At 59.6% G+C, this 16,714-nt stretch carries 17 protein-coding genes and 1 pseudogene; 9 read left to right on the forward strand and 9 right to left on the reverse strand.

What is annotated here, in order from left to right:
* Positions 1 to 64 precede the first annotated feature (64 nt).
* Positions 65 to 1,462, reverse strand: a complete 1,398-nt coding sequence (locus tag FHW68_RS13220) for a NorM family multidrug efflux MATE transporter (RefSeq protein WP_183680983.1) — start codon at positions 1,460 to 1,462, stop codon at positions 65 to 67.
* A gap of 156 nt (positions 1,463 to 1,618) precedes the next feature.
* Here FHW68_RS13220 and FHW68_RS13225 point away from each other — a divergent pair, with 156 nt between their 5' ends.
* From FHW68_RS13225 to FHW68_RS13235, 3 genes are all read left to right on the forward strand, one after another.
* Positions 1,619 to 2,539, forward strand: a complete 921-nt coding sequence (locus FHW68_RS13225; protein ID WP_095633596.1) for a LysR substrate-binding domain-containing protein — start codon at positions 1,619 to 1,621, stop codon at positions 2,537 to 2,539.
* Positions 2,540 to 2,724: 185 nt separating this feature from the next.
* The gene (locus FHW68_RS13230) at positions 2,725 to 4,701 is read left to right on the forward strand and encodes a methyl-accepting chemotaxis protein (protein ID WP_095633595.1); all 1,977 of its coding nucleotides are present in this window, start codon (positions 2,725 to 2,727) and stop codon (positions 4,699 to 4,701) included.
* Positions 4,702 to 4,953: 252 nt separating this feature from the next.
* Complete coding sequence (locus tag FHW68_RS13235; protein WP_183680721.1) at positions 4,954 to 6,168, forward strand: aldose 1-epimerase family protein; 1,215 nt, start codon at positions 4,954 to 4,956, stop codon at positions 6,166 to 6,168.
* A gap of 6 nt (positions 6,169 to 6,174) precedes the next feature.
* Here FHW68_RS13235 and FHW68_RS13240 read toward each other — a convergent pair whose 3' ends face one another.
* Positions 6,175 to 7,668, reverse strand: a complete 1,494-nt coding sequence (locus FHW68_RS13240; protein WP_183680723.1) for a YifB family Mg chelatase-like AAA ATPase — start codon at positions 7,666 to 7,668, stop codon at positions 6,175 to 6,177.
* A 178-nt stretch (positions 7,669 to 7,846) separates the two neighbouring features.
* Entirely contained in the window at positions 7,847 to 8,017 is a 171-nt protein-coding gene (locus FHW68_RS13245) for a hypothetical protein (RefSeq protein WP_173860504.1), read from the reverse strand.
* A gap of 235 nt (positions 8,018 to 8,252) precedes the next feature.
* Between FHW68_RS13245 and FHW68_RS13250 the strand changes: the two are divergent.
* Positions 8,253 to 8,530, forward strand: a pseudogene (locus tag FHW68_RS13250) (type II toxin-antitoxin system RelE/ParE family toxin).
* 8 nt (positions 8,531 to 8,538) lie between these two features.
* Entirely contained in the window at positions 8,539 to 8,844 is a 306-nt protein-coding gene (locus FHW68_RS13255; protein ID WP_183680725.1) for a HigA family addiction module antitoxin, read from the forward strand.
* Positions 8,845 to 8,889: 45 nt separating this feature from the next.
* Here FHW68_RS13255 and FHW68_RS13260 read toward each other — a convergent pair whose 3' ends face one another.
* Complete coding sequence (locus FHW68_RS13260) at positions 8,890 to 9,417, reverse strand: Bro-N domain-containing protein (RefSeq protein WP_183680726.1); 528 nt, start codon at positions 9,415 to 9,417, stop codon at positions 8,890 to 8,892.
* Between the two features lie 475 nt (positions 9,418 to 9,892).
* Positions 9,893 to 10,159: an accessory factor UbiK family protein gene (locus FHW68_RS13265; protein ID WP_183680728.1), complete on the reverse strand. Its 267-nt coding sequence runs from the start codon at positions 10,157 to 10,159 to the stop codon at positions 9,893 to 9,895.
* Positions 10,160 to 10,573: 414 nt separating this feature from the next.
* Here FHW68_RS13265 and glnK point away from each other — a divergent pair, with 414 nt between their 5' ends.
* The 4 genes from glnK to sutA all read left to right on the forward strand — a co-directional run bounded on the left by glnK (position 10,574) and on the right by sutA (position 13,352).
* The gene (gene glnK / locus FHW68_RS13270; protein ID WP_002555808.1) at positions 10,574 to 10,912 is read left to right on the forward strand and encodes a P-II family nitrogen regulator; all 339 of its coding nucleotides are present in this window, start codon (positions 10,574 to 10,576) and stop codon (positions 10,910 to 10,912) included.
* 35 nt (positions 10,913 to 10,947) lie between these two features.
* The gene (locus FHW68_RS13275) at positions 10,948 to 12,285 is read left to right on the forward strand and encodes an ammonium transporter (RefSeq protein ID WP_095633099.1); all 1,338 of its coding nucleotides are present in this window, start codon (positions 10,948 to 10,950) and stop codon (positions 12,283 to 12,285) included.
* A 214-nt stretch (positions 12,286 to 12,499) separates the two neighbouring features.
* A complete protein-coding gene (locus FHW68_RS13280) occupies positions 12,500 to 12,925 on the forward strand; it encodes a secondary thiamine-phosphate synthase enzyme YjbQ (RefSeq protein WP_007989493.1) in 426 nt (141 codons plus the stop codon).
* 103 nt (positions 12,926 to 13,028) lie between these two features.
* Complete coding sequence (sutA, locus tag FHW68_RS13285; RefSeq protein WP_095633100.1) at positions 13,029 to 13,352, forward strand: transcriptional regulator SutA; 324 nt, start codon at positions 13,029 to 13,031, stop codon at positions 13,350 to 13,352.
* A 186-nt stretch (positions 13,353 to 13,538) separates the two neighbouring features.
* On the opposite strand, the gene FHW68_RS13290 is transcribed toward sutA, so the two are convergent.
* From FHW68_RS13290 to dapF, 4 genes are read right to left on the reverse strand one after another with little or no spacing between them, the layout of a single operon-like run.
* Positions 13,539 to 14,243 (reverse strand): HAD family hydrolase, encoded by a 705-nt coding sequence (locus FHW68_RS13290; RefSeq protein WP_183680730.1) that lies wholly within the window; start codon positions 14,241 to 14,243, stop codon positions 13,539 to 13,541.
* Positions 14,240 to 15,139, reverse strand: coding sequence for a tyrosine recombinase XerC (gene xerC, locus FHW68_RS13295; RefSeq protein WP_018927532.1), 900 nt, complete (start codon positions 15,137 to 15,139; stop codon positions 14,240 to 14,242). Before xerC ends, FHW68_RS13290 begins: the two co-directional genes overlap by 4 nt.
* Before the next feature lie 2 nt (positions 15,140 to 15,141).
* The gene (locus FHW68_RS13300) at positions 15,142 to 15,867 is read right to left on the reverse strand and encodes a DUF484 family protein (protein ID WP_095633103.1); all 726 of its coding nucleotides are present in this window, start codon (positions 15,865 to 15,867) and stop codon (positions 15,142 to 15,144) included.
* 13 nt (positions 15,868 to 15,880) lie between these two features.
* Entirely contained in the window at positions 15,881 to 16,711 is an 831-nt protein-coding gene (dapF, locus tag FHW68_RS13305) for a diaminopimelate epimerase (RefSeq protein WP_183680732.1), read from the reverse strand.
* Positions 16,712 to 16,714 lie beyond the last annotated feature (3 nt).

The following is a 16,714-nucleotide window of genomic DNA, read 5'->3' on the forward strand; positions in this document are numbered from 1 at the left end:
CACGCGTTGTCTCTGATACACCGCGTGATGCCATTCGCGGGCAAGCCTCGCTCCTGCAGGGATCTCAATCAGGCTGAGCTATCTGGAAATCGCCCTGCGACGCCGGCTCACGCCGAATCATCCGCTTCATCTTCCACTCAAACGCCAGCGTCAGGCTCACCGCCGCACACGCCAGCCCCAGCGCCAGACCCCACCAGACCCCCGTTGGCCCCCAGTTCAAATGGAAGGCCATCCACCAGGCGGCCGGTGCACCGATCAGCCAATAGCAGCCCAAACCCACCAGGAACGTGGTCTTGGCATCCTTGAGCCCACGGATGCAGCCCATGGCAATGGTTTGTGTGCCGTCGAACAGCTCGAACCACGCCGCCACCGCCAACAAGCTCACGGCCAGGTTGATGACTTCGCCGAACTCCGGATCGTTGTGGTCCAGGAACAAGCCGATCAACTGATGCGGCAGCAGCCAGAACACCATTGCAAAGCCGAGCATTGCCGCCGCACCAAAGGCGATCCCGACCCGTCCGGCCAGCCGCGCATCGAGCAATTGCCCGGCGCCGTAATGCTGGCCGATGCGCATGGTGATCGCATAGGAAAGCCCCGCCGGAATCATGAACGCCACCGAAACGATTTGCAGGGCGATCTGATGCGCCGCCAGTTGCGTGCTGCCCATGGTGCCCATGCACAGCGCGGCGAAGGCGAACAGGCCGACTTCCACCGCATAGGTGCCGCCAATCGGCAGGCCCAGGCGCCACAATTCCTTCAAGTATTGACGGTTGGGGCGCGACAGCCCAGGCAGCAAGGGATACGCGTCGTAGGCCGGATGCCGACGAATGTGCAGCGCGAGCGCCAGCGCCATCAGGTTGGCAACGATCGCCGTGACCAGGCCGATGCCCACCAGACCCATTTTCGGCAGACCGAACATGCCGGTGATCAACGCATAGTTGAGCAGGAAGTTGGCCACGGTGCCGGCGAGGCTGATGACCATCACCGGGCTCGCCCGGCCGATGGCGCTGGTGAAACCGCGCAGCGCCATGAAGCTCAGGTAGCCGGGCAGGGCGAAGGGCAGGATCAACAGAAACTGGCCGGCAGCCTGGACGTTGGTTTCGGTCTGACCGAACAGCAGCAACACCGGTTTGAGGTTCCACAGCAGCAAACCCGCCACCAGCGCCATCAACCAGGCCAGCCACAACCCGGCCTGGGTCAGCCGCGCCGCGCCAAGGATGTCACCCGCGCCCTGGCGGATCGCCACCAAAGTGCCGACGGCAGCGATCACGCCGATGCAGAAAATCGATACGAACGAATACGTCGCCGCGCCCAGGCCGCCGCCGGCCAGTGCTTCGGGGCTCAGGCGCGCCATCATCAACGTGTCGGTGAGGACCATCAACATGTGCGCCAACTGCGAGGCAATCAACGGCCCCGCCAGCCGCAGGATGGCCCAGAGTTCACTACGCGCTGGATGCTGCATGATCATCACGCTCGATATCAGAGAGAACAGGAAACGTCGATTCTCGGCGCTCTGCGGGGTTTGCACAAAGGGATAAAAAGGATGGGTGGCATGATTAAAACTCATGCAGGGGAGTTTCTGATAAGTTGGTGCAATCGCGCTAAAGGAGCCTTCCTGATGTCCCGTCGTCTTCCTCCCTTGTATGCCCTTCGAGCATTCGAAGCCGCGGCGCGGCATAGTTCGTTTACCCGCGCGGCCGAAGAACTGTCGATCACCCAAAGTGCGGTCAGTCGGCACATTCGTACGCTCGAAGAGCATTTCGCCTGTCGGCTGTTTCATCGCAGCGGGCGCAACCTGCAACTGACCGAATCGGCGCGGCTGATCCTGCCCGGCATTCGCGAAGGCTTCACCGCCCTCGAGCGGGCCTGTAATACCTTGCGGGCCGAAGACGACATCCTGCGCATGAAAGCCCCGTCGACCCTGACCATGCGCTGGCTGTTGGCGCGGCTCAGTCGTTTTCGGCACCTGCGACCGGGCAACGAGGTGCAATTGACCAGCGCCTGGATGGACATCGATACGGTGGACTTCAACCATGAGCCCTTCGACTGCGCCGTCATCCTCAGCAACGGGCATTTTCCACTGGACTGGGAGGCGACTTTCCTGTTCCCCGAAGAGCTGATTCCGGTGGGCGCGCCGAATCTTCTGAAGGACCAACCGTGGGACGTTGCGCGCCTGGCCAGTACCGAGCTGCTGCACCCCACGCCAGACCGCCGTGACTGGCGCAACTGGCTGGAGCGCATGGGCCTGACCGATCAAATCTCGCTCAAGGGCGGGCAGGTGTTCGACACGCTGGAGCTTGGCATGATCGCTGCGGCCAGAGGTTACGGCGTGTCCATGGGCGATTTGCTCATGGTGGCGGAGGATGTCGCGCAGGGACGTCTGAGTTTGCCGTGGCCGACGGCCGTTGCCAGTGGTGAAAACTATTACCTGGTCTGGCCGAAAACCCGCCCCGGCGGCGAACGTTTGCGCCGCCTCAGCGATTTCCTGCAAGGCGAGGTCCGGGCCATGGAATTACCGGCTGTCGAACGCCTGGGCTGAATCGATGGAGCCGCCGCAATGGCGGCCTTGGGCCATATCCTCGCTCATTACTCAAGTATTCAACTTTGCCGCCGAAAATCTGCTGATGGCACCGTCGTGCAGGTTCCATGTTTCCCCCACCATCAGAAATTTTGCCGAGTGTGCGATGGGATCAGAATGATCCGGCCACTGGGTCAGGAGCTGTCATGTCTCAACCTCGTGCTCGGATTGCCTCACAGCTGGGTCTTGCGCTTGCCGTGATTCTGGCAATTGTCATCAGTGGCAGTACCGTGTTCGCCCTGCGCTCGCTGGACACCGCCAACCTTGCCACCCGCGAAGAGCATCTGGCCAGTGAGGCTCGCTTGCTGGCTGATCAGTTGAGCACCTTTCACGGCACCTTGCGTGAAAGCACCCAGCGCTTGGCCGGCCTGTTCGAGAAGCGCTTCAGTGCCGGTTTGAGCGTGCACCCGGATCAGCCGGTGACCGTGGCGGGTGTGCAGACCCCGGGCCTGCACCTGGGCAGTGAAGTGCTGAATAACAACTTCGCGGAAGTCGACGAGTTCAAGCAGATGACCGCAGGCGTTGCGACCGTGTTCGTGCGCAGCGGTGAAGAGTTCATTCGGGTCAGCACGAATGTCACCAAACAAGACGGCAGCCGAGCCATTGGCACACTGCTCGACCACGCAAACCCGGCTTACGCCCGTTTGATGGCGGGGCAGAGTTACGTGGGGCGAGCGTTGCTGTTCGAACGCTTCTACATGTCGCAGTACACCCCCGTACGCGACAGCGGAGGTAAGATCATTGCGGTGCTGTACGTAGGATTCGATTACACCGACGCGCAGAACGCACAGTTCTCCAACCTCAAACGCTTCCGCATCGGCCAGACCGGTTCCCTGGCGTTGCTGGATGAACAAGGCAAATGGTTGGTGCCAATTGCCGGTGTACAGGCGCCGGATCAGGCGGTGCCAAGCATCGTCGGTCTGGCCAAGACGCCGGGCAAAGGCGACTTCTGGAACGACACGTCGCAAGATTTTTACAGTGTTGCCGTGCCGTTCGAAGGCGGGCCGTGGTCGGTGGTGGCGAGCATGCCGAAAAGCGAAATCCGCGCCGTCACCTGGAGCGTGGGTATTCAATTGGCGATCGGCAGCTTGCTGGCGATGTTGCTGGCGGTTGGTTCGGCGGTCTGGTTGCTGCGCAGCAAACTGGCGCCACTGGGGGATCTGGTACGCCAGGCCGAAGCCTTGGGCGCCGGTGATTTGAGTGTTCGCCTGAACGTGTCGAGCAATGACGAAATCGGTCAACTGGCCCGCGCCTTCAACCAGATGAGCCAAGCCCTGTCGACCATGGTCGAGCACATCCGTAAGGCCTCGGCAGAGGTCAACAGCCGTGCCCAGGCGTTATCCGGGTTGTCCGGTGGCGCCTATGAAGGGATGGAGCAGCAGTCCGGCGAAATCACCAGCATGGCCGGTGCCGTGGAAGAATTCAGCGCCACCTCGTTGAATATCGCCGACAACATGGGCAACACCCAGCGTCTGGCGCAGGAAAACGCACAGCAAACCCAGATCGGTCGTACGTCGATGGACGAAGCGTCTTCTTCCCTGGAGCAAATCGCCGGTGCATTGAACAGCACCGCGACGGTAATCAATACCTTGGGCCAGCGTTCCCAGGAAATCGGTGGCATTGTCGGGGTAATTACCTCGATTGCCGAGCAAACCAACCTGCTGGCGCTCAACGCCGCCATCGAAGCCGCCCGCGCTGGTGAGCAGGGCCGTGGGTTTGCGGTGGTGGCCGATGAGGTGCGTAACCTGGCCTCGCGTACCCGCCAGGCCACTGATGAAATTTCCGGGATGATCCAAAGCATCCAGCAGGAAACCGGCAACGCCATCAGCACCATGGAGCAGGGCAACGTGCTGATGCAAGAAGGCCTGTCACGCAACGCCAACGTCGCCTCGGCGCTGGCACGGATCGATGAACAAAGCCGCTCGGCCGGTCAGCAATTCGCCGCCATTACTACCGCGACCCAGGAACAAAGCAGCACCGCGACCTTGCTCAGCAGCAACCTGCAAAGCATCGCGTTGGCGAACAGTGAACAGCGCGAAGTGGTGTCGAACCTGGCTGTGACGGCCAAAGAGCTGGAGAAGCTGGCGGCGGACTTGCGGCATGAGGTTGACCGGTTTCGTTGAGTAGCTGCCGAAATCGCCATCGCGAGCAGGCCCACAGTTGATCTCGGGTGTTCACAAATTCTGTGTTCACCTTCGATCCAGTGTGGGCCTGCTGGCGATGGCATCGACTCAATCCCGATTTGCGAAATCTTCGGATCAATTCCTCTCTGGTCGTCTTCCTTGGCATTTAGCACCAGTGTCTCGATTTTTATGCTTGCTGAAACGTTTCTTCAAGTCTATAAAATTGGCACAACTCCAAGAAAGGCTGCCGCCATGACCCCGCTCAAACTCTTCGTTGCCCTCAGCGCACTGTCCGCTGCATCCCAAGCCTTGGCCTGGGATTACGTCCTGCTCGACACCGACAAAGCCGCCCAGAACTGGCAGATCACCAGCCAGCAACTTGGCGTAAAAACCGACAAACCCTTCAGCGTCACCCTGCGCACTTTGCACGGGGGGCGGCAGGAGGGCGTCAGCATCGTCGACATTGATAACGGCACGATGAAACTCTCGGTGGTGCCGACTCGTGGCATGAACGTCTTGCAGGCCTCGGTCGGCAATGTGCGCATGGGCTGGGATTCGCCGGTCAAGGAAGTGGTCAATCCATCCTTCATCGAACTCAACGGCCGCGGTGGCCTGGGCTGGCTGGAAGGTTTCAACGAACTGGTCACCCGCTGCGGCTACGAATGGGTCGGCCACCCCGGCATCGACAATGGTGAGCTGCTGACCCTGCACGGTCGCGCCGCCAATATCCCTGCCAATAAAGTCACCCTGCACATCGATGAAAAACCGCCGTACGCCATCACCCTGCGCGGTGAGCTGAAAGAACAGGCGTTCAAGAAAGTCGACTTCTCGGTTGCGACCGAACTGGTCACCGAACCCGGCAGCGTAGCGTTCGCCCTCAACGATACCCTGACCAACAATGGCGACTATCCGAAGGAATACCAGGCGCTGTATCACAGCAACTTCGGTGCGCCATTCCTGGAGCAGGGCGCTCGTTTCGTTGCACCGGTGAAACAGGTGTCGCCGTTCAACGACAAGGCCAAGGGCGATCTGCCGGATTGGCAAACCTACCGCGCACCGACCAAGGACTACGACGAAACGGTTTACAACGTGGTGCCGTATGCCGATGCCAAGGGCGATACGTTGACCGTGCTGCATGACAAGGCCGGCAGCCTGGGGGTTTCGGTCGGCTTCAATACTCAAACACTGCCCGTGTTCTCCCTGTGGAAAAACACCGATACCCAAGGCCAGGGCTATGTCACGGGGTTGGAGCCAGGGACGAGTTTTTCCTACAACCGCCGGTATCAACGGCCCCTGAACCTGGTGCCGACGATTGCGCCAAAGGAACAGAAGCAGTTCAGGATCAGCTACAGCTTGTTGGCGGACAAGGCGGCTGTGGATAAGGCGTTGAAGCAGGTGAGCGAGATTCAGGGTGGGCGGGAGACTGAGGTGCGGCAGACGCCGTTGGTTGATCTGACCAAGGGGTGATGCCGGCTAGAGTGTTGTTGGCCGATATTGCAGCGCTTCGGCCAAGTGTTCACGGGTGATGCCATCGACTTGCTGAAGGTCCGCCAAGGTGCGAGCGACCTTGAGCAGTCGATGGGCCGCTCGCAGCGACAAGGTCAGCCGCTCACACGCCGTTTCCAGCCAGGTTTCGTCAACTGTGGATAACTTGCAGTGTTTGCGCAGGCCCGGTAAATCGAGGAATGCATTGGCGCAGTCTTGGCGTTTTTGTTGGCGTTCTCTCGCATCGGCCACCAACTCGGCGGCGGTGGCAGTATCATCGCCGGGTTTTAACGCAGGATTCAGCGCTGTGGCTTCGCGAGCAACTGTCAGGTGCAGATCGATGCGGTCCAGCAGTGGCCCCGACAGTTTGTTGCGGTAACGCTGGACCATGTCCGGTGTACAACTGCATTTACCACTGGGCTCGCCAAGATATCCACAGGGGCAAGGGTTCATCGCCGCGACCAGTTGAAAGCGTGCCGGGAAGCGTACGCGGTCCTTGGCGCGGGAAATCACGATGTGGCCGGATTCCAGTGGCTCTCTCAATACCTCCAATACCTTGCGATCAAATTCCGGGAGCTCATCGAGGAACAGCACTCCGTGGTGGGCGAGGGTGATCTCGCCCGGTTGCGGTTTTGAGCCGCCGCCTACCAGCGCTGGGCCTGAAGCGGAGTGGTGCGGCTGTCGGAAGGGGCGCTGTGGCCAATGACTCAGGGGCACACAACTGGCGACGGATTGAATCGCCGCGACTTCCAGCGCCTCACTCTCGGCCAATGGCGGTAACAGCCCCGGCAGACGACTCGCCAACAACGTTTTCCCCGTCCCCGGCGGTCCGCTGAACAGCAGATTATGAGCACCCGCCGCCGCAATCAGCAACGCACGCTTGGCGGCAAGTTGCCCCTGAACTTCGTTCAAGTCTGGATAGGGTTTGCTGGCGTAGAGCAAACCGCTGGAAGCGTAGGGGGCGATGGGCGTGTGGCCATTGAAATGCGCGACCGCTTCCAGCAGATGATCCACCGCAATCACCTTCAACCCGGAAGCGAGGCAAGCCTCCTCGGCATTCGCTCGCGGCACCACCAGCGTGCGCCCGGCCTTGCGTGCTGCCAGTGCCGCGGGCAATACACCGCGAACCGCCCGCACCGCACCCGACAGGGCCAACTCTCCCAGGCATTCCACGTCATCCAGCGTCAATGTCGGCACTTGCACGCTGGCCGAGAGAATTCCCAGGGCAATCGCCAGATCGAATCGCCCGCCATCCTTTGGCAGATCGGCCGGGGCGAGATTCAAGGTGATGCGCCGTGCCGGAAATTGCAGGCCTGAATTGATGATCGCGCTGCGCACCCGGTCTTTGCTTTCCTTCACCGCCGCCTCGGGCAGCCCGACCATGGTCAGCGACGGCAAGCCGTTGGCCAGATGCACTTCTACGGTGACGGCGGGTGCTTCTACGCCGACCTGGGCGCGGCTGTGGACGATGGAGAGGGACATGGTCGTTCCTTGAGCTGACGAGGACCGCTTCCTGCGGTTTTTTGAAGGGTAGTTGGCGGAGGAAGTTCTGGTGGGATGGTTTAGGCGACAAACTTTCACTGGATGTTGCAAGTACGCAGCAGGCCAATCGCGAGGCACAAAAAAACCGCCACTCGGGCGGTTTCTTCGGGGAGCCTGATCAGGCTCGTGCACCTGCAAGCAAGCCATCAGGTTCAAGTTCTTTGCCATACGTTGCTGCGACTTTAAAAAAGCGACGCTGACTGGCAGAAACGTTTCCGGCCAAGCGGAGCGCCTCGGCATGATACTCAGCGATCATTAAGGGCTTCGCTTTTTGCTTTTTGGGTTTCATAGACACCTCGCGTGCTGTTCGAGTCAATCAGCTTAAGAGATGTGCTTACTTGTGAGGCAATGGGAATTGGAGGTTTTTTTTGTAGGACTCAGCTTGGTTTGAAGACTTTCTGAAGGGCCCAGGTAGTCCTTTTCCTAGATTTTTGAAAGGGAGGCCAAAAGTCAAAACAGCACGTTTGCATTTGTGAATTCAGGTTATACACTCAAGCTTAATGCATAACGTTAAGCTTTAAATTATGATCGTTAGCTTTAAGTGTTCTGAGACCGAGTCCCTGTTTCGCAGCGGAAGAACCGTGTGTGGTCAGCCATTTTGAATGTCGCGGAACGAAAGCTGACGATGCTTGATGCCGCAGCTATGTTGATAGATCTCCGATCACCGCCGGGCAATCGCCTGGAAGCGCTCGAGGGTAGTCGCAAAGGGCAGCACAGCATCCGTATCAACGCCCAATGGCGAATTTGCTTTATCTGGGGTCCTAACGGACCGGAGAATGTCGAAATCGTCGATTATCACTGAGGTGAGTAATGACTAAGAATGGTATGCGCCCGGTTCACCCAGGCGAGATCCTCAAAGAGGAATACCTGGAGCCTTTGAACCTTTCGGCTGCAGGCTTGGCCAGAGCATTGAATGTGTCGACACCTACGGTGAACGACATTGTGCTCCAGCGTCGTGGGGTCAGTGCTGATATGGCTCTCAGGCTTTCTATCTGCCTGGACACCACTCCTGAGTTTTGGCTGAATCTGCAATCGACTTACGATTTGCGCAAGGCTGACATTGAACGGGGTGCCGCGATCCGGGATCAAGTTGAACGTCTTCCACATTGCGCCTGATCCTCAGATTGAACGAACCCCACGTTAAAGCGTGGGTTTTTTTGTTCAGAACGTTTGAAGTATTCGCGAAGCGCGTTTCCACCACGGAGCATTGACTGCACGTCGTGGTGGCTCTCCATCAGGCAGCACGTATGGAACATCCTGCAACCGAATCCACGGCTGGTTATTCCAGTGCAGCAAACTCAATGACATCTGCGGCCAATTCAGCAGGCTCAGTATCGGGCGCTCTGTTGAGGCAGATTGCTGGGCGTCTCTGAGCGCTGGGACCACGTCGTGGGTCAGCCATTCGCGCAGGCCTCGGTATTCGGGGCAGTAGTGGTAGATCAGTAACGCGTAGATGCCGGACTCGCTGATCAGCAGAGTGTTTTCGATGGCTCCGTGGATGAGCATTTGTACGGTTTGGTGTTGGTCGGGATCGAGTTTGCGTAGCGCTCGTTCGTCGAGGAAGAGACGTAGCAGTCGGCCAAGGTCTCGGGCGCTGAACCAGGGTTGGTTTTCCAGGAGAAGGGCGTGGAGGTGGAGTTTGTGGCGGGTGAAGACGTGGGGAATCAGATAAGCGTCATCGCTATTCATTGATACAGCTCCTTTTGCTAAAGGGGCTGCCGTCAATCGTCGCCAAACGATTGGGTGGCAGCTGTACGCGGGTTGGCGAACCGGAGCAAAAGGAACCCGGCAGATCCGAAGATCTCCCACGCACAACCGCCATGACTCGATGTGGCGGGAATAAGTCCGCCACCGGATGGTCGTCGTGCGCCTTAAGCTTCCGGGTCGCCAAACCCAGTGCTGAACATTCAGCATTGAGTGAGCTTAGAAACCGGGGCTTTGCGACGCAATCGGACGGCGGTGGTTTTCTTGTAGGACGTTGCCGGGGTTATTGAGGGCTTAAAGATCAAAAGATCGCAGCCTTCGGCAGCTCCTACAGAAAACATTGAATGATCGTTCCCACGCTCTGCGTGGGAATGCATCCCGTGACGCTCTGCGTCACATCTGGGGCGGAACGCGGAGCGTCCCTGGCAGCATTCCCACGCAGAGCGTGGGAATGAGCGGCTTACTCGGCGTCAGCAGATGGATTGAGCTTCGCTTCAAGCTCCGCCACTTTCGCCTCCAGGCTCTCCAGCCGTGCGCGGGTGCGTGCCAGTACGACCATCTGGCTATCGAATTCTTCCCGGCTGACCAGATCCAGCTTGCTGAAGCCGCTCTGCAACAGAGCCTTGAACTGGCTTTCGATTTCGCTTTTCGGCAGTGGGGTGTCGCCGCTGAAGAGGCGGGAAGCGGTGCCGCTCAGGGCGTCGAGGAAATCTTTGGGCGCGAGCATGGGAAATGTCCTGTCAACAATGGCGAGCAGTGTATCACGCAGTGTCTATAGTCAATCTCGGCAACTGCGATGCACGCTTTTCGCGCAATCGAGTGGGCGGCCGCGCACTGTTGTTGTGCGTAACGGTTGCCTCAATCGGGCGGAAGGCGCTTCGGCCGCGGCCAAGGCATTGAAATCAATGGGATTTGGATAGATGGCAAGCTTTCTGCTTAGTCGCTGGTGACCCATGCACTGATGCAGTCGCTGTGACGAATGCAGTGCGCCAAGCGGAACGGGGGATGTTTCGTGCGGAGTGGTTCGCTGGCGTCGGACGGCAGGTAAGGCCGACGATGCGTTACAAAGCCAGGCACTGCGCTTAGACTTGAGTCGGGTTTGTTTTCCTGGGGCAAGTCCACCAATTCGGGAGAGAGTTTCATGAAGCTAGTCACTGCCATCATCAAGCCGTTCAAACTGGACGACGTGCGCGAGTCGCTGTCCGAAATCGGCGTGCAGGGCATTACCGTTACTGAGGTCAAAGGCTTCGGCCGGCAGAAGGGTCACACCGAGCTGTATCGCGGCGCGGAATACGTGGTCGATTTCCTGCCCAAGGTGAAGATCGATGTCGCCATTGACGACAAGGATCTGGACCGGGTTATCGAGGCGATAACCAAGGCCGCCAACACCGGCAAGATCGGTGACGGCAAGATCTTCGTGGTCAATCTGGAACAGGCGATTCGCATCCGTACCGGCGAAACCGATACCGACGCAATCTAAGCCGCCACAAACCCAACGCCCCAGGAGAAAACAATATGACTCTGCGTAAAATCGCAGGGCTAGGAGCCCTGTTGTCCCTCGTAATGCCCGGCCTGGCCATGGCGGCAGACGAAGTGGCGGCCCCAGTCCTCAATTCCGGCGACACCGCCTGGATGATGACCTCGACAGCCCTCGTGCTGTTCATGACCATTCCCGGTCTCGCGCTGTTCTACGGCGGCATGGTTCGCTCGAAAAACATTCTTTCCGTGATGATGCAGTGCTTCGCCATTACCGGTCTGATCAGCATTCTGTGGGTCATTTATGGCTACAGCATTGCGTTCGACACCACCGGCATGGAACAGGGCGTCGTCAACTTCAACTCGTTCTTCGGTGGCATGGGCAAGGCGTTCCTCGCCGGTGTCACGCCTTCGAGCCTGACCGGCCCCGCGGCACTGTTCCCCGAGGCGGTCTTCATTACCTTCCAGATGACTTTCGCCATCATCACCCCCGCGTTGATCGTCGGTGCTTTCGCCGAGCGGATGAAGTTCTCCGCCATGCTGATTTTCATGGGCATCTGGTTCACCCTGGTTTATGCACCGATCGCGCACATGGTCTGGTCCGGTAACGGCGGCCTGATGTGGGACTGGGGCGTTCTCGACTTCGCCGGCGGCACCGTGGTGCATATCAACGCCGGTGTGGCTGGCCTGATTGCCTGCCTGGTGCTGGGCAAGCGTAAAGGTTTCCCGACCACCCCGATGGCCCCGCACAACCTTGGTTATACCTTGATGGGCGCCGCGATGCTGTGGGTCGGCTGGTTCGGCTTCAACGCCGGTTCCGCTGCCGCCGCCAACGGCACTGCCGGCATGGCGATGCTGGTCACCCAGATCGCCACCGCTGCGGCGGCGCTGGGCTGGATGTTTGCCGAGTGGATCACGCACGGCAAACCAAGCGCACTGGGTATCGCTTCGGGTGTGGTGGCCGGTCTGGTTGCAATCACTCCGGCGGCCGGCACCGTGGGCCCGATGGGCGCTCTGGTGATCGGTCTGGCGGCGGGCGTGGTGTGCTTCTTCTGCGCCACCACCCTGAAACGCAAACTCGGTTATGACGACTCCCTGGATGCCTTCGGCGTGCACGGCATCGGCGGTATCCTCGGCGCAATCCTGACGGGTGTATTCGCGGCACCGGCTCTTGGTGGCTTCGGCACCGTCACCGACATCGGTGCACAAGTCTGGGTCCAGTGCAAAGGCGTTGGCTTCACGGTGATCTACACCGCGATCGTCACGTTCATCATCCTCAAGGTCCTGGATGCCGTCATGGGGCTGCGTATCACCGAGGAAGAAGAAGCTGTCGGCATCGATCTGGCGCTTCACAACGAACGCGGCTACAACTTGTAAGCACGCCCATGAAAAAATTGCCCGGCTTGCCGGGCATTTTTTTGTCTGGGATTTGTCAGTGAAGGAAGGGCTGAAAGGTTTTTTCATACACGTTCAGTCCCGTTTGCGACGGGGGTTTTTACGCGGCCAATGGCTTACATGATTGAAGGAATATTAGGGCCTTTGTTTTTTTCCAGAGCGCGCTAGAATGCGCCCCGAACGTGCGGAGAACAGTATGTGGCAACAGACTCTGATCACCTTGCGAGCACGGCCCCGGGGGTTTCATCTGGTAACGGATGAATTGCTCGCCGGCTTGCCTGAACTCAAGGCGTGTCGGGTCGGTCTGTTGCATTTGTGGCTACAGCATACCTCGGCGTCGTTGACCATCAACGAGAACGCCGATCCGGCGGTACGTCGCGACTTCGAACGATTTTTCAATCGTCTGATCCCACAAGGAACAGACGGCTATGAGCATAACGACGAAGGCCTGGACGACCTCCCGGCGCACTTCAAGGCCAGCGTACTTGGCTGTCAGCTCAGTTTGCCGATCTCGGCAGGCCGACTGGCGTTGGGGACCTGGCAAGGTGTTTATCTGGGCGAGCACCGTGATCACGGCGGTGCCCGTAAAGTCCTCGCCACCGTGCACGGTGAAGGGGCATGAAAACCGCTGGTCACCAGTGGTGGTTGATTTTTTCCGGCAGCCGTCGACAGACAGCAAAGCTGGGCTATAACTAATTTGCTTTTCGCAAGTCATGAGGTAGAACATGAGCGACGATGATCTGGAAAACGACGACCTCGAAGTAGGCGACGAAGACGAAACCGAAGAAGGCCTTGATGCGGCGGCAGAAGACGTCGCTGAAGACGACGGCGGTGATGTGCCCGTTCCGACTGCCAAAGGCAAGGCCAAGGCTGCGGTATCGGTCGATGAGCTGCCGAGCGTCGAAGCCAAGAACAAGGAACGCGACGCCCTGGCCAAGGCCATGGAAGAGTTTCTTGCACGGGGCGGCAAGGTGCAGGAAGTGGAGGCCAATGTGGTCGCCGATCCTCCCAAAAAGCCTGATAACAAGTACGGCAGCCGGCCTATCTAAGCGCCTGCTTCTTGCTTGCTGAAAAAGCCCGCCGTCGCTGCGGGCTTTTTCATGGGGAAGGATAAATGGGCCGAAGAGCTTCGCGGGCAAGCCTCGCGCCTACAGGATTTGTGTCGTTCGCAAATATCGCGCATGACGCAAATCCTGTAGGAGTGAGGCTTGCCCGCGAAGGCGATCTCAAAGCCGCTACAAAACCGAATTCCAGCGCGCCAACAACCCCGGCAACTCGGTCAAACTGCGAATCTCGGCATCCGGCGCCTTCTCTGCTTCCCACACCTTGCCCGCCGGGTTGAACCAGATTGCCCGCAATCCCGCCTGCTGGGCGCCGGCAATGTCATCGCCGGGATGATCACCGATATGCACTGCGGTTTCGGCAGTTGCGCCGCCCCGCAGCAATGCTTCATGAAAGAGTCGCGCATCGGGCTTGGCGATGCCGATGTCTTCGGCGCACAGGGCAAACTTGAAATAATCTGCCAGCCCCAATCGACGCACATCGGCATTGCCGTTGGTCACCACGCCAAGCGCATAGTGATTGGCCAGAGTTTCCAGGGTCGGTTGCACCTCCGGGAAGATCTCCAGCTGATGCCGTGCATGCAGAAACACTTCAAAACCCTGATCGGCCAGGTCGGCTGCTTCAGCATGTCCATAACCGGCTTCTTCCAGTGCATGGAACAGCACCCGCCGACGCAAGGCACTGATGCGGTGTTTGAGGCTCGGTTCGTGGCTCAGCACCCGTTCGCGAATCGACCACAGATGTTCCACCGGTACTGCGCCCAGGGTCGGCGCTTGCTCGGTCAGCCATTCACGCAATACGATTTCGGCGCTGGCGATCACCGGGGCGGTGTCCCACAAGGTGTCATCGAGGTCGAAGGTGATCAATTGGATGGTCATGAATCGTCGCCTTTAATGCGTTTGGCCCGTGGATGGGCGCTGTCGTAGACCGTCGCCAGGTGCTGGAAGTCCAGATGGGTATAGATCTGGGTGGTCTTGATGTCTGAGTGGCCGAGCAGTTCCTGCACCGCCCGCAAGTCCTGAGAGGACTCCAGCAAATGGCTGGCGAAGGAATGTCGCAACATGTGCGGGTGCAGGTTCTGCCCCAGTTCGCGCTCGCCGGCAGCCTTGACCCGTACCTGAATCGCCCGTGGACCGAGGCGCCGGCCTTGCTGGCTGACAAACACTGCGTCGTCCGCCGGGTTGGTCATTGCCCGCAAAGGCAACCATAGCTCCAGCGCTTCGCGAGCCTTTTTACCCACCGGCAACAGCCGCGTCTTGCTGCCCTTGCCCAGCACTTGAACCATACCGTCAGCCAGGTCCAGCTGATCAAGGTTGAGCCCGGTCAGTTCCGAAAGCCGCAAGCCGGAGGAATAGAACAGCTCCAGAATCGCCTGATCCCGACGCGCGAGAAAATCGTCCTCCACCGCGCCCTCAAGCAGTTGCAGCGCGCGGTCGGTGTCGAGGGTTTTCGGCAGGCGACGTTCGCCCTTGGGCGGCGCCAGGCCGTTGGCCGGGTCGTGATCGCACAGACCTTCGCGGTTCAGATAGTGATAAAGCCCGCGCACGGCCGAGAGCAGCCGCGCCAGGCTGCGGGAGGATTGGCCCTGGGCATGCAGGCGGGCGATCAGGCTGCGCAGGCGCTGAATGTCCAGCGCGGCCCAACTGCCAATGTTCTGTTTGACGCACCAACCCAATACTTTGTCGAGGTCGCGGCGATAGGCGTACAGCGTGTGCGGCGACACCTGCCGCTCACTGCGCAGGTGTTCGCAGTAAGCGTCCAGTTGTCGTTCCATGGTCAGCGTACCGAGCGCAGGGAACTGTTGACCCGAGGCAGCACGCGGCCCATGACTTCGGCGATGTAACTCAGGAACAGCGTACCCACCGAGCTCTTGTAGTGCTGCGGATCGCGGCTGGCGATGGCCAGGACGCCGTGGATGCCCTGGTGGCAAATGGCGACGACGGCGGTGGAGCCGATCTGCTTGCGCTGTTCCTCGCCGAACAGGAAGTCCAGTTCATGCTCTCGCAGGCTGCCGCTGACGCTTTTGTCTTCCGAGAGCAAGCCGCCGATCGCTGTTTGCGCCTCGGCATGCGTCACCCAACGACCCACCGGCATCGGGTTGTCGCCCAGCAGGATCAGGCTGACGAAGGGCACCTGGAAGTCTTGTCGCAGGCTGTCTTCAACGCTGATTACCACATCTTCCAGGCTGGTGGCGTCCATCAGCGCGAGAATCAGGCGGCGGGTCTTGTCGAAGAGTCGATCATTGTCCCGGGCCACGTCCATCAAGTGCGAGAGGCGATGACGCAACTCGATATTGCGGTCGCGCAGAATCGTCATCTGGCGTTCGACCAGCGAAATGGTGTCGCCGCGCTGATGCGGAATGCGTAGCGCCGGAAGCAGTTCTTCGTGCTCGATGAAGAAATCCGGATGAGCCTCCAGGTACGCGGCAATCGCCGCCGCCTCAAGGCTTTCGCAAGGAGATTCGTCGGGCTGCGGGGCGGGAACCTGGGGCTTGTCGGTCATGGATTTGGCTCACTCAAAGACGCACTTGTCCTTCGTATACGCGTACTGCCGGGCCGGTCATCATGACCGGTTGGCCAGGGCCTGCCCATTCAATGGACAGACGCCCGCCGGGCAGGTCGATTAATAGCGGCGAATCCATCCACCCCTGGCTGATCGCGGCGACTGCGGCAGCACAGGCGCCGGTTCCGCACGCCTGGGTTTCTCCGGCCCCGCGCTCCCAGACGCGCAACTGCGCACGGTTCCGGTCGATGACCTGGAGAAAACCGACATTGACCCGTGCCGGAAAGCGCGAGTGATGTTCGATTTTCGGCCCCAGTTCATGCACCGGTGCGTTGTTGATATCGCTGACCCGCAACACGGCATGGGGGTTGCCCATGGACACCGCGGCCAGTTCGACCTGGGTGCCGTCGACGTCGACCTGATAGCTCAGGGCCTGGCTCGGGGCATCGAATGGAATCTCGGCCGGCACCAGGCGCGGGGCGCCCATGTTGACGCAGATCTGGCCATCGTTGCGGATGTCCAGTTCGATAATGCCGCTTTTGGTCTCGACGCGAATCAGCCGCTTGGCGGTCAGGCGCTTGTCGAGCACGAAGCGGGCGAAGCAGCGCGCACCATTGCCGCACTGTTCCACTTCGGAGCCGTCGGCGTTGAAGATCCGATAGCGGAAGTCCACGTCCGGGTTGCTCGGCGCCTCGACGATCAACAACTGGTCGAAACCGATCCCCGTGTGCCGATCGCCCCATTGTTTGGCGTGTTTAGGCAGGATGTGCGCGTGCTGGCTGACCAGGTCGAGGACCATGAAATCATTGCCCAGGCCGTGCATCTTGGTAAAACGCAGCAGCATGGT

It is taken from the genome of Pseudomonas sp. Tn43 (assembly GCF_014192635.1).
GTDB lineage: Bacteria > Pseudomonadota > Gammaproteobacteria > Pseudomonadales > Pseudomonadaceae > Aquipseudomonas.